We start from the raw sequence: 12,279 nt of genomic DNA on the forward strand, positions 1-12,279 counted from the left end.
ATCACGTACCCCCGAGCGGATTCGAACCGCCGTTACCGCCTTGAGAGGGCGGCGTCCTAGGCCACTAGACGACGGGGGCGTGGTCCGCCTGAGCGGACGCAGCTGGGGTACCAGGACTCGAACCTAGACTAAGTGAACCAGAATCACTCGTGCTGCCGATTACACCATACCCCAGTGAGGTACGGGCTTCCGTGCCGTTTCCGGCCGGTCGCTCGCGCCTCGATGAGAATACAGGACCTTGGGACAACGGCCAAAACGATTCCCGAGGACGGCGGTCACCGGGTGAGGTCGGGCGGGCCGATGTGCTCCCGGCCCCAGTCGACGAGGGGACGCAGGCGCCGCCAGGACGTCCGCACCCGCGTGACGACCTGGCCGGGGTCCGCCATCCACGGGTCGGCCGGCCATCCCGTGCGGGCGTAGAGAGAGCGGTGCCGCAGGAGTTCGAGGCGCGGGTGGTCGGGCGCCGTGCCGCGCGGCCGGGTCTTGAGCCGGTCCCCTGCGATCTCCATGCCGGCGGAGCGGAGGTCGTCCACGATGGCCTGGAGTTCGCCGCCGTGGACGTCGGACCCGACAGCGTCGCGGTAGCGGCGGAGCTGATCGGGGGTGGGCGCGTACATGCCGCCCGCGACCAAGAGGCCGTCCGCGTCGACCTGGATGTAGAAGCCCTCGCCGGTGTGCCCGCCCTGGTGCGTCTTGTAGGGCGACTTGTCCTTGCTGAAGCGGACGTCCCGGTACGGCCGGAAGAGCTTGACCGCGCCGAACTCCTCTTCGAGTTCGGCGCACAACTCGGTCAAGGGTCGGCGAACATGGCGTTCGTAGGTCTCCTTGTGGGACGTCCAGTAGGGCTTGCTGTTGTCGCCCTGCAAGCCCTCGTAGAACGAGAACGCCTCGTCGGTGAAGCCGGCGAACGCCACGGCTCAGTCCCGTGCGATGACGCGGTTGGTGAGGCTGCCGATGCCCTCGATGGTGACGGTGACCTCGTCCCCGATCTGCAACGGGCCGACGCCGGCGGGGGTGCCGGTGAGGATGACGTCGCCGGGCAGCAGCGTCATGACCTGGCTGACGTACTCGACGAGCGTCGGGATGTCGTGCAGCAGCAGGGACGTGCGGGCGTCCTGGCGGACCTCGCCGTTCACGGTCGTGGAGATCGCCAGGTCGGCGGGGTCGGCCTCGGTCTCGATCCACGGCCCGATCGGGCAGAACGTGTCGAAGCCCTTGGCCCGCGTCCACTGCCCGTCCTTGGCCTGCAGGTCGCGGGCGGTGACGTCGTTGGCGCAGGTGTAGCCCAGGATGACCTCGGCTGCCCGGGACGCGGGCACCTCGCGGCACATCCGCCCGATGACGACGGCCAGCTCGCCCTCGTGGTCGACGCGCTCGGACAGCTTGCGCGGGTAGGCGATCGCCTCCCCCGGGCCGATCACCGCGGTGGACGGCTTGCTGAAGATCACCGGTTCGGCGGGCGGCTCGTCCCCGCCCATCTCGCGCACGTGGTCGGCGTAGTTCTTCCCGATCGCGATGATCTTGCTGGGCAGGATCGGCGCGAGCAGCCGGACGTCGGCGAGCGGCAGGCGCTGCCCGGTGAGGGTCAGCTCACCGAACGGGTGGGCCGCGATGGCGGCGACGGTGTTCTCCTCCACCACACCGAAGGACATGCCGTCGTCGGTGGAGAACCTGGCGATACGCATGTTCGAGAGCCTAGTACCCCGGTCAGAAGCCGCACGCCCTGCCGTTGAGCTCGCAGCCCTTCGGGGTGGACGCGGGCCCGGCCGCGCCGAACTGGACGTCCCATGTGCCGCCCGGCGGGATCGCGGGCGCGCCGTCCAGGTTCCGGATCTCCACCTTCGCGCCGCCGTGGACGAGCCGCGCGCCCCAGATGTTCTTCACGTCCGCACCGGGGGCGCGGAACGTCAGCTTCCACGCCTTCATGGGACGGTCGGTGCGGTTGGTGATGACCATCTTGCCCTCGAAGTACCCCTCGTCCTGCTGGACGAGCTGGTAGGTGATCCCCTTGCCCGGCACGAGCGGCCCGATCGGGGCGGTGGTCGCGGGCGGCGGCGTGCCGGGCTGCTGGGCGGGCGGCTGACCCGCCGCCGGAGGCGTCGCGGGGGCCCCGCTCGGCGACGGGGCCCCGGACGACGACGGCGCCGGCCCGTGCGTCGCTCCCCCGGCCCCCGCCGGGACGGACGCGGCCGGTGACGGCGGCGTCGCGGTCTTCTCCTCGTCGGGGCCGCCCCCGGTGAGCAGCAGCGCGACGAGCCCGGCTGCGGAGAGGAGCACCACCGCGCCGATCACCGTGATGAGGAGGACCATCGGCCGTCTGGACCGCGACGGCGGCACTCCCACGGACGGCATTGCCGGGGCGGTCGCGACGGGCTGCGGCCCGGTGCCGGGCCCGGGTGCGGGCATCACGAAGGGGAACGCCGGAGCGCCCTGGCCGGGAGACGTCGACTGGTGCCCGGCGCCGAACTGCTCCGTCCAGGGCGCCTCTCCGACGACCGGTGACGGCGCGGGCGGGGGTGCGGGTGCGGGCGGCTCAGTCGGCGCGGAAGCGGGCCTCGGTTCCGGCGCCGGTGGCGCGCCCTGCTCGAACACCGCCGCCTCCGCCTGGGGCGGGACGAGCGGAGCGTGCTCCTCAAGCCGGATGTCGGTGACGGTCGCCGGCGCCTTGGCCGTCTCAGACGCGTCGCGGCCCCTCTCGGGCACGTCGCGGAAGGTCACGTCCCGATCGTCCGCCGCGGTGTCCTGGAAGGTCTCTTCGGAGTCGTCTTCCGGATCATCGCCCGGAAGGTCATGGAAGGTCGCCTCCGGGTCGCCCTCCGGCGGGTCCTCGGGGTCGTCGACCGGGAAGTCCTGGAGCGTCGCATCCGCGAGGTCGTCCACGGACTTGTCGACGACGGTCGAATCGGCTCCCGCCCCGGTCTCCGGCGCGGCGGCCCCGCCGGGCACGCGGAACTCGGCGGTCGTCCTGTGGTCCGGGGGCACGTACCCGGGGTCCTCGCCGCTCAACTCGTCCACCCTCCGCCGTCGCCGATCTCATGGACTCCGACGGCGGGCGAAGCGCTTCGGTTCACACCGGACCGGGAGGCGTCCACCGGGCGGTCAGCCCGCCGGGGTGGGCTCCAGCCCGCGGCGCGCGGCCTGCCGAAGCTGCCGGTTGAGCATGTCGGTGATGAGCTCGATGGCGTCGGGGCTGGTGGCGTCGTGGGCGCCGCTGAGCCAGCGGGTCGCCTCGGCCAGCAGGTCCTCGGCCGATTCGCCGGCGAGCCCGGCGTCGGCCATCCGCCCGAGCACCGCGCCGAGGCGAAGCGCGGCGTCGGCGCGCCCGGACTCGGCGGCCCGCCGGTACCAGCCGGCGGCCTGGTCGAGGTCGCCCTCACGCTCGTACATCTCCCCCAAGCCGAAGGCGACGTCGGCCCAGGTCCCGTCCGTAGGACGCCCAAGGTCCTCAGGGGTCCAGGGTCGAACGGGCATAGGATCACTCCGGCAGGTCGGTTCGTTGAAGGACGGCACGCGGGAACGCCACGCATGCCGTGCAGATCCCCATAGTGGATGCTGCGCGGGAAATCCGCCACCGCTTTCGACAGGTTTGGCGAATTTTCTGCGTAACCGTACCGATACCGACGGAAACACCATCGTTCTTTCGAACGACCGGTTCCAGGTCACCACTTCCAGCGGGCGGCGGCCGGGGCCTCCGCAGGAGGCGGACAGGGCTCGGCCGGGTCAGACGAAGCGGACGAGCATCAGGTCGCTGTCGGGGGTTTCGCGCCAGCAGAAGGCGCCGGGGTCGCGGGACATGCCCTCGATGTCGCCGGCGATGATCAGCGCGCGGTTGATGCAGTCGGTCTTGTTGTAGCCGGTCTTGGTCCTGGAGGCGCTGGAGCGCCTGGACGGCCTTGCCGGTCAGGTTGACCGTGACGCGCTCGCACTGCGGAGCGGCGTCGGCGCGGCGGCCGGGATCCTCCGCGTCCGCGGACCCGCGAGAGATTCCCCCGCCGCCAAGGCGGCGGGTCCGAGCTGCGCGCCGTGTGACGGTCAGGAGCCGACGAGGTCCTTGTAGTCGGGGTGCCTCTCGATCCACTTCTTGATGAACGGGCATACCGGGACGACCGAGAACCCCTTGCCGCGCACGTCGTCCAGCGCGCCGCGCGCGAGCGCGCTCCCGATGCCCTTGCCCTCGAACGCGGAGTCGACCTCGGTGTGGACGAAGGTGAGGGCGCCCTCCCCCGGTTCGTACTCGACGAACCCGGCGAGGTCGCCGTCCACCCTGATCTCGTAGCGGCTCTTCGCGGCGTTGTCGCTGATCTCTGTGCTCATGTCCCCGATAATGCCCGAACGGGCCAAGAGATTCCCCGGCGGCGGCGGTTGTGGACAACGCCTCCCGGAAGCCCGGCTGACCTCCGCTTTCGGCTCCGCCGACGCTCCGCTCCAGGCGCCGGTCAGCCCGCCTCGTACCCGGCGCGGAGCAGGCAGTAGGTCACGGCCTCCTCCAGGGCCTGCCAGGACGCGGCGATGACGTTGTCCTCGACGCCGACCGTCCCCCACTCGCGCTCGCCGTCGCCGGACTCGACCAGCACCCGCGTCCGCGCCTCGGTGCCGTGGGTCCCCTCCAGGATGCGCACCTTGTAGTCGACCAGCTCCAGCCGCGCCAGCTCCGGGTAGAGGCGGCCGAGCGCGAGGCGCAGCGCGTTGTCGAGGGCGTTGACGGGGCCGTTGCCCTCACCGGTCGCGATGATCCGCTCGCCCTTGGCGTGCAGCTTGACGGTGGCCTCGCTCACCATGGACCCGTCCGGCCGGCGCTCCACGATCGACCGCCACGACTCGACCTCGAAGTGCCGCTGCCGGACGCCGGTCAGCTCCTCGCGCAGCAGCAGCTCGAACGAGGCGTCCGCGGCCTCGAAGGTGTAGCCGGTGGACTCCAGCTCCTTGACCTTGGCGACGACGGCCTTGGAGTTCTCGCCGGACAGGTCGTAGCCCAGCTCGCGGCCCTTCAGCTCGACGGACGCGCGTCCGGCCATGCTCGACACCAGCATCCGCATGTCGTTGCCGACGGCGGCGGGGTCGATGTGCTGGTACAGGTCCGGGTCGATCTTGACGGCGGACGCGTGCAGCCCGGCCTTGTGCGCGAACGCCGACACGCCCACGTACGGCTGCTGCGAGCTCGGCGCGACGTTGGTGACCTCGGAGACGGCGTGCGCGATCCGGGTCATCTCGGCGAGCTGCGCGTCCGACACGAGGCTCATCCCCCGCTTGAGCTGCAGGTTCCCGACGACCGTGAACAGGTTCGCGTTGCCGCTGCGCTCGCCGTAGCCGTTCGCGCAGCCCTGCACGTGGGTGGCGCCGGCCTTCACCGCGGCGAGCGTGTTGGCGACCGCGCAGCCGGAGTCGTCGTGGCAGTGGATGCCGACCCGCACGCCGTAGCCGACGACCTCGTCGACGACCTCGGCCAGCTCGTCCGGCAGCATGCCGCCGTTGGTGTCGCAGAGCGCGACGACGTCCGCGCCGGCCTCGGCGGCGGTGCGGACGGCCTCCAGCGCGTAGGCGCGGTTGGCCTTGTAGCCGTCGAAGAAGTGCTCGGCGTCCAGGAAGACTCGTTGGCCCTCCGCACGCAGGTGGGAGACGGTGTCGCGGATCATCGCGAGGTTCTCCGCCAGGCTGGTGCGGAGGGCCAGCTCGACGTGCCTGTCGTGGCTCTTGGCGACCAGGGTCACGACGGACGCGCCGGATTCGCGCAGCGCGGCGACCTGGGGATCGTCGGCCGCCTTCACCCCGGCCCGGCGGGTCGCGCCGAACGCGGTGAGCCGCGCGTGCTTCAGGTCGAGCTCGGTGCGGGCCCGCCTGAAGAACTCGGTGTCCTTGGGGTTGGCGCCCGGCCAGCCGCCCTCGATGAAGCCGACGCCCAGGTCGTCGAGGTGCCGCGCGATGGCGAGCTTGTCGGGCACGGAGAGGTTGAGCCCCTCCTGCTGCGAACCGTCGCGCAGGGTGGTGTCGTAGACGTGGAACGCGTCGCCTTGCATAGGTGGGAACCCCCAGAGGGATCAGCGCCAGGGCACAAAAAAGACCCCTCACGGACGTGAGAGGTCTGCGCGCCGGCGGTGTCCTATTCGCTGCCGGCGCGCCAGCCGATAATGACGAGGCTGTGGCGCATGATGGCCCCAGTCTGCCACACGATTCTCATGCCCGGGACATCCGTCTCAGATCATGAGACGCCCCGGCCCCGGCGCACCACCCGCCGGGGCCCGCGAACCCGCAGGTCAGGAGAGTTTGTGGACCCAGCCGTAGGGGTCTGGACGCGTGCCGTACTGGATGCCGATCAGCTCCTGACGGAGCCGCATCGAGATCTCGCCGGGCTCGCCGTCGCCGATCGTCCACGCGCGGTCGCGGCCCTTGACCCAGCCGACCGGGCTGATGATCGCGGCGGTGCCGCAGCCGAACACCTCGGTGATCTCGCCGGACTCGCAGCCCGCCTGCCACTCGTCGACGCTGATCTTGCCCTCCTCGGTGGGGAGGCCGAGGTCGGGGGCGAGCTTCAGCATCGAGTCGCGGGTGACGCCGGCGAGCAGCGTGCCGGTGAGCGCGGGCGTGAGGAGCCGGGCCTTCGAGCCGGAGCCGTAGACGAACATGAGGTTCATCGACCCGACCTCCTCGACCCAGCGGTGCTCCACCGCGTCGAGCCAGACGACCTGGTCGCAACCCTGCTGGACGGCCTCGGCCTGCCCGGCGAAGGACGCCGCGTAGTTGCCGCCGAACTTGGCCTCGCCCGTCCCGCCCGGCGCCGCGCGGCTGTAGTCCTGCGACAGCCACACCGAGACGGGCTTGATCCCGCGCGGGTAGTACAGCCCGGACGGGGACGCGATGACCATGAAAAGGAACTCGCTCGCCGGGCTGTTGACGCCGAGGGCGCGGGTCGTGGCGAACATGAACGGCCGCAGGTAGAGGCTGTGCCCCTCGGTGTCCGGCACCCAGTCCTTGTCGGTGCGGACGAGCAACTCGATCGCGTCCACGAACAGCTGCTCGGGGATCTCCGGCATCGCCATCCGCTTCGCCGACCGGTTCATCCGGGCCGCGTTCATGTACGGCCGGAAGGTGACGATCGAGCCGTCCGGCTGCCGGTAGGCCTTGAGTCCCTCGAAGAGCTCCTGGGCGTAGTGGAACACCTGGGCGGCGGGGTCCATGGGGATCGGCCCGTACGGTTCGAGCTTCGCGTCGTGCCAGCCGCGTTCCGCCGAGTACCTGATCGTGACCATGTGGTCGGTGAAGTGCCGGCCCCAGCCGGGATCGGCCAGGATCGCCGCGCGCTCGCCGGCGGTCACGGGCCGCTCGTTGCGCGTGATCTCGAACTCCAGGGTGTCGCTCATCGCGGTTCGTCCTCTCGCGGGTCGCCGGCGGCCCCATCGCCGCTGTGGCGTCTCTAGTCCCTATTGTCGTACTTCGTCTAGACCTGCTCCTCCACGCGCGGCGCACACCGAAGACCGGGCGCGCCGCGAGGGCACGCCCGGTCCGTCCGGACGGGCGGCGTGCCCTACCCGGATACTCGCTTGGCGATCGCGTCGCCGACCTGGGACGTGGACCGTGCGCCGAGACCGGCGCGCTCGGCCAGATCGTCGGAGACGGCCTGCTCGACGCGGCGCGCGGCGTCGCCCTCGCCAATGTGGTCGAGCAGCATCGCGACCGAGAGGATCGTGGCGGTCGGGTCGGCCTTGCCCTGCCCGGCGATGTCGGGCGCGCTGCCGTGCACGGGCTCGAACATCGACGGCGCGGTGCGGTCGGGGTTGACGTTGCCGGACGCGGCCAGTCCGATCCCGCCGGCGATGGCGGCGCCGATGTCGGTGATGATGTCGCCGAACAGGTTGTCGGTGACGACCACGTCGAACCGCTGCGGCTGGTTCACGAAGAACATCGTGGCCGCGTCCACGTGCACGTAGTCGGTGGAGATCTGCGGGTACTCCGCACCGACCCGCTTCAGGACACGCTGGTACAGATCGCCGGCGAACGTCAGGACGTTGTCCTTGTGCACCAGCGTGAGCTTCTTGCGCGGCCGGGACGCCGCGACCTCGAACGCGTACCGGATGACCCGCTCCACCCCGTACGCGGTGTTCACGCTCTCCTGCGTGGCGACCTCGTGCGCGGTGCCCTTCCGCAGCACACCGCCGACGCCGGTGTAGGGCCCCTCGGTGCCCTCCCGGACGACGACCATGTCGATGTCGTCGGTCGTCACGCCCGCCAGCGGCGTCTGGACGCCCGGGAACAGCTTCACCGGACGCAGGTTGACGTAGTGGTCGAGCTCGAACCGGGTCCGCAGCAGCAGCCCGCGCTCCAGCGTCCCGCTCGGCACGCTCGGGTCGCCCACGGCGCCGAGCAGGATGACCTCCTGCTCGCGCAGCTCGGCCAGCACCGAGTCGGGCAGCGTCTCCCCCGTCCGGTGCCAGCGGGCGGCGCCCAGGTCGTAGGAGGTCTGCTCGAACGTGAGGTCACCGGACACGGCGTCGAGGACCTTGAGTCCCTCGGCGACCACCTCGGGGCCGATCCCGTCACCCGGGATGACGGCCAGACGAATGCTGCGCGAAACCATGCGCGCACTCTACTGCAAACGTCTCAGTGCGTGGGCTCACGTCTCACGATCCGGGCAGGAGGCCGCAGTCCCCGCACATCCCGCCGCCGGGCACCCGGTAGTACAGACAGCAACTGTTCCGGACGAACCCGTCCGGCCCGAAACTCCCCGCGCCCGCCAGCGGCTCCCGCCCGAGCAACTCGCGAACCAGCGCGGCCCGCCGCGGATCGGCCACCCCGACGTTCAGGCTCCCCGCCAGCGCGGACGCCGCGTTCCCCCAGACCAGGCCCTCCGCGAGGGTCACGACCCGCGACATCGCCTCCCGCAAGGGCCGCAGATGCCCGTCCACCACCACGTCATGGACGAGCGAGGCAGCCTCCCCGGCACTCTCGACACGCCAGCCACGGGGTTCCGGAAGCCCCAGCATGATCGGCTCGCCCGGCTGCCACCGCCACCGCAGCCCGTCCAGATCCGGGACGGCCCCGGACGCCGCCGCGGCGACGACCGGTGACCACAGCCGAGCCGCGAGCGCCTGAAAGGCCAGCGACCCGGCGACCCGCCGCTCCCCCGTCCCCAGCCGCTCCGCGTAGTCTCCGGTGAGCGCCCGCAGGCGCTCGGCGTCCCCGGCGAACGGCCGCCATCCGGCCCCGTCCAGCTCCGTGAGGATCTCGAAGTACGGCCCGAGGCGCCCGACGTCGCGCAACACCCCCGCAACGTCACCAGCCCCGACCCCGACCGCCATAGGCCCCAGTGTCACACGGCGCCCACACCGTCAGCTGCTCAGATCACGCGGGCACACCGGCAGGGACGGCGAGACCAGCCGACACTTCAGGCACGCGATCAGGCAGTTGGCCGGAGGATTGCGCCAACCGCTAGTCGGCCCTGCGGTCCAGGGCGGTCTGCAGGGCGCGGGCGGCTTCTTCTTCGGCGTCGTCGGCGGGCGTGTTGGTCCAGGTGTCGTTCATGAGGTTGCTCCAGATCGCTGAGCTGTGGCGAGAGGGCTGCCAGGACGCCGTGGGTTCGCACGGTCCGGGCATGGAATCGGGCTCACGGCCAGGCGAAGCCTCCGCAGCGGCGCCGGCCTGCCGTTGATCAGGCCCCGCTGCGGCAGCGAAGGGTTACTACGAAGCGCCGCATGACTACCAGCGAGAATACCTCCGGCGCGGCGGCATTGTCCCGACCCGTGGCAGGAAGTCTCGCGATCTGAGACAGGAACGCCGCGGGCGGGTGCTCGGGGCACCCGCCCGCGGCGGAGAGAACCTGCTCAGCCTTCGAGATCGACCCTGCGGCCCATGTCGGCGCCCACCTCGCGGGTGATGGCGTCGACGAGCTGGGGCGCGATGGCCGAGTCGACGGTCAGCGCGATGAGGGCCTTGCCGCCCTTGACGTCGCGGCCGACCTGCATGCCGGCGATGTTGACCTGCTCGTCGCCGAGCAGCTTGCCGACGGCGCCGACGATGCCGGGACGGTCGACGTAGGAGAAGAACGCCATGTGCTCGGTCGGGACGAGCTCCATGTTGTAGCCGTTGATCTCGATGATCCGCTCGGCGTGCTTGGGGCCGGTGAGGGTGCCGGAGACCGAGACGACGTCGCCGTCGGCCATGGTGCCGCGCACCTGCACGACGTTGCGCCAGTCGGGGCTGTCCTCGGACGTGGTGAGAGTGACCTCGACGCCGCGGTCGCGGGCCAGCAGCGGCGCGTTGACGAACGTCACGGTCTCCTCGATGACGTCCACGAACACGCCCTTGAGGGCGGCGAGTTCGAGGACCTTCACGTCGTGCTCGGCGATCTCGCCGCGGACGACGACGTCGAGCCGGACGGGGACGCCGCCGGCGAGGGCGGTGAAGATGCGGCCGAGCTTCTCGGCGAGCGGCAGGCCGGGCTTGACGTCCTCGGCGACCGCGCCGCCCTGCACGTTGACCGCGTCCGGCACGAACTCGCCGGACAGGGCGAGCTTCACCGAGCGGGCGACCTGCGTGCCCGCCTTCTCCTGCGCCTCGTGGGTGCTGGCGCCGAGGTGCGGGGTGACGACGACGTTGTCGTGGTGGAACAGCGGGCTCTCGGTGCACGGCTCGGTGCTGAACACGTCGATGCCGGCGCCGGCGACCCGGCCGTCCTTGATCGCGAGGTCGAGGGCCGCCTCGTCGACGATCCCGCCGCGGGCGGCGTTGACGATCCGGACGGACGGCTTGACCTGCTGCAGTTCGCGGTCGCCGATGAGGCCGAGGGTCTCGGGCGTCTTCGGCAGGTGGACGGTGATGAAGTCGCTCTCGCGGAGCAGCTCCTCCAGCGTGACGAGCTTCACGCCGAGCTGCGCGGCGCGGGCGGCCTGCACGTAGGGGTCGAACGCGATCACGTTCATGTCGAATGCGGCGAGGCGCTGCGCGACCAGGACCCCGATCCGGCCGAGGCCGAGCACGCCGGCGGTCTTGCCCTGCAGCTCGACGCCGGTGTACCTGGACCGCTTCCACTCGCCCTGCTTGAGCGCGGCGTGGCCCTGCGGGACGTTGCGCGCGGTGGCGAGGAGCAGCGCGATCGCGTGCTCGGCGGCGGTGACGATGTTGGACGTGGGCGCGTTGACGACCATGACGCCGGCCTTGGTGGCGGCCTCCACGTCGACGTTGTCGAGGCCGACGCCGGCGCGCGCGACGACCCGCAGCCTCCCGGCGTGCTGGAACACCTCGGCGGTGACCTTGGTGGCGCTCCGGACGATCAGCGCGTCGACGTCGGCGACGGCCGGGAGCAGCTGCTCGCGGTCGCTGCCGTCGACGTGCCGGACGTCGAAGTCGGCCTCCAGCACGGCGATGCCGGCCGGGGAGAGTTCTTCTGCGACGAGGACGACGGGCTTGCTCAAGAGGAAACAGTCCTTCGGAAAGTGAGTGTTCGTGTGCTGTTCAGGTGAAGTCGCGAGTCACCTCGTCGTGGCCCTCGCCCCCGGCACGGAGTCTATAACCCGCGGGCCGCGGGGGTTCCCAGCAGGGAAAGACTCCCTGATAACTACCGATCCGGACGGATTCGGCCCGATCTGTCAGGCCGCGTTCGGTTCCGGCACGGCGGCGAGCACGGACGCCACCCGTTCGGCGTCCGCCACGTGGACGTGCGGGACGTCCACGAACACCCGCAGCGGCCCCGCCGGAAGCCCCAGCTCCTCGGCGACGCCCAGCTGCACCTCGCGCAGCGGGATGTACATCAGGTAGCCCCGGTGGACGTTCTGCGACCGGAACATCGCCGTCATGATCAGCCGGTAGCCGTGCAGGCGGAACGACAGCGCGGTCAGCGCCGGCAGCCCGTCGGCCGGCTCGCCCGGGATCGTCAGCGAGATCCACGCGCTGGTCGTCCACGGCCTGGCCCGCAGCAGGTCGACCACCCAGCGGATCTGGTCGTGCCCGTCCAGGTCGTGCAGCCTCGGCCAGTACCGCCCGCGGACGACGCGGCGGGTGCGCTCCTCCGCCCTCCGGACCAGCCGCGCCCGGTCGCCGTGCTCGTGGAGGATCGGATCCTCCCAGCTCAGCGAGCTGATCTCGAACAGCAGCGGGGGCCCCTCGATGATGGGCCCGCCGTCCTCCAGCCCGGCCTCGCCGGCCGCCCAGACGTGCCGGAGCGCGCCGATCCACGCCTGCCCGCACGTCTCCCAGCGCCGGACGTCCCGGTCTCCTCGCCTGTCTCCTCGCTCGTCCCCTCGCGCCGGCATGTCATGACTCCACACCGTTATCCAGAGATTTACCCGCCCG

At 71.3% G+C, this 12,279-nt stretch carries 11 protein-coding genes and 2 tRNA genes; all 13 read right to left on the minus strand.

Going from position 1 to position 12,279, the window contains the following annotated elements:
• Positions 1 to 6: 6 nt before the first annotated feature.
• The 13 genes from SM418_RS25065 to SM418_RS25125 all read right to left on the minus strand — a co-directional run bounded on the left by SM418_RS25065 (position 7) and on the right by SM418_RS25125 (position 12,239).
• Positions 7 to 79: transfer RNA gene (locus SM418_RS25065), tRNA-Glu, on the minus strand.
• A 23-nt stretch (positions 80 to 102) separates the two neighbouring features.
• Positions 103 to 174, minus strand: a tRNA-Gln gene (locus SM418_RS25070).
• A 101-nt stretch (positions 175 to 275) separates the two neighbouring features.
• Entirely contained in the window at positions 276 to 914 is a 639-nt protein-coding gene (locus SM418_RS25075; RefSeq protein ID WP_371943604.1) for a DUF2461 domain-containing protein, read from the minus strand.
• A gap of 3 nt (positions 915 to 917) precedes the next feature.
• Positions 918 to 1,685: a fumarylacetoacetate hydrolase family protein gene (locus SM418_RS25080; protein ID WP_371943605.1), complete on the minus strand. Its 768-nt coding sequence runs from the start codon at positions 1,683 to 1,685 to the stop codon at positions 918 to 920.
• 22 nt (positions 1,686 to 1,707) lie between these two features.
• Positions 1,708 to 3,006: a cellulose binding domain-containing protein gene (locus SM418_RS25085; RefSeq protein WP_371943606.1), complete on the minus strand. Its 1,299-nt coding sequence runs from the start codon at positions 3,004 to 3,006 to the stop codon at positions 1,708 to 1,710.
• 93 nt (positions 3,007 to 3,099) lie between these two features.
• Positions 3,100 to 3,387 carry a hypothetical protein gene (locus tag SM418_RS25090; protein ID WP_371943607.1) on the minus strand — a complete coding sequence of 96 codons (288 nt, stop codon included), beginning with the start codon at positions 3,385 to 3,387 and terminating at the stop codon, positions 3,100 to 3,102.
• 645 nt (positions 3,388 to 4,032) lie between these two features.
• On the minus strand, positions 4,033 to 4,314 hold the full coding sequence (locus SM418_RS25095; protein ID WP_371943608.1) for a GNAT family N-acetyltransferase: 282 nt from the start codon (positions 4,312 to 4,314) through the stop codon (positions 4,033 to 4,035).
• A gap of 122 nt (positions 4,315 to 4,436) precedes the next feature.
• Positions 4,437 to 6,014, minus strand: coding sequence for a citramalate synthase (gene cimA / locus SM418_RS25100; protein ID WP_371943609.1), 1,578 nt, complete (start codon positions 6,012 to 6,014; stop codon positions 4,437 to 4,439).
• A 237-nt stretch (positions 6,015 to 6,251) separates the two neighbouring features.
• A complete protein-coding gene (locus SM418_RS25105) occupies positions 6,252 to 7,355 on the minus strand; it encodes a branched-chain amino acid aminotransferase (RefSeq protein WP_371943610.1) in 1,104 nt (367 codons plus the stop codon).
• 164 nt (positions 7,356 to 7,519) lie between these two features.
• Positions 7,520 to 8,569: a 3-isopropylmalate dehydrogenase gene (locus SM418_RS25110; protein WP_371943611.1), complete on the minus strand. Its 1,050-nt coding sequence runs from the start codon at positions 8,567 to 8,569 to the stop codon at positions 7,520 to 7,522.
• A 43-nt stretch (positions 8,570 to 8,612) separates the two neighbouring features.
• Positions 8,613 to 9,254 carry a (2Fe-2S)-binding protein gene (locus SM418_RS25115; RefSeq protein WP_371943612.1) on the minus strand — a complete coding sequence of 214 codons (642 nt, stop codon included), beginning with the start codon at positions 9,252 to 9,254 and terminating at the stop codon, positions 8,613 to 8,615.
• Between the two features lie 558 nt (positions 9,255 to 9,812).
• Entirely contained in the window at positions 9,813 to 11,402 is a 1,590-nt protein-coding gene (gene serA / locus SM418_RS25120) for a phosphoglycerate dehydrogenase (protein WP_371943613.1), read from the minus strand.
• 174 nt (positions 11,403 to 11,576) lie between these two features.
• Positions 11,577 to 12,239 carry a thymidylate synthase family protein gene (locus SM418_RS25125; protein ID WP_371943614.1) on the minus strand — a complete coding sequence of 221 codons (663 nt, stop codon included), beginning with the start codon at positions 12,237 to 12,239 and terminating at the stop codon, positions 11,577 to 11,579.
• Positions 12,240 to 12,279 lie beyond the last annotated feature (40 nt).

The organism is Actinomadura chokoriensis (assembly GCF_041463665.1).
GTDB classification, from domain to species: domain Bacteria; phylum Actinomycetota; class Actinomycetes; order Streptosporangiales; family Streptosporangiaceae; genus Spirillospora; species Spirillospora chokoriensis_A.

Coding starts and splice junctions, on each gene's coding strand:
- SM418_RS25080 (WP_371943605.1), bottom strand. CDS start 1,685: ATGCGTATCGCCAGGTTCTCCACCGACGACGGCATGTCCTTCGGTGTG.
- SM418_RS25090 (WP_371943607.1), bottom strand. CDS start 3,387: ATGTACGAGCGTGAGGGCGACCTCGACCAGGCCGCCGGCTGGTACCGG.
- SM418_RS25095 (WP_371943608.1), bottom strand. CDS start 4,314: ATGAGCACAGAGATCAGCGACAACGCCGCGAAGAGCCGCTACGAGATC.
- cimA (WP_371943609.1), bottom strand. CDS start 6,014: ATGCAAGGCGACGCGTTCCACGTCTACGACACCACCCTGCGCGACGGT.
- SM418_RS25105 (WP_371943610.1), bottom strand. CDS start 7,355: ATGAGCGACACCCTGGAGTTCGAGATCACGCGCAACGAGCGGCCCGTG.
- SM418_RS25110 (WP_371943611.1), bottom strand. CDS start 8,569: ATGGTTTCGCGCAGCATTCGTCTGGCCGTCATCCCGGGTGACGGGATC.
- SM418_RS25125 (WP_371943614.1), bottom strand. CDS start 12,239: ATGCCGGCGCGAGGGGACGAGCGAGGAGACAGGCGAGGAGACCGGGAC.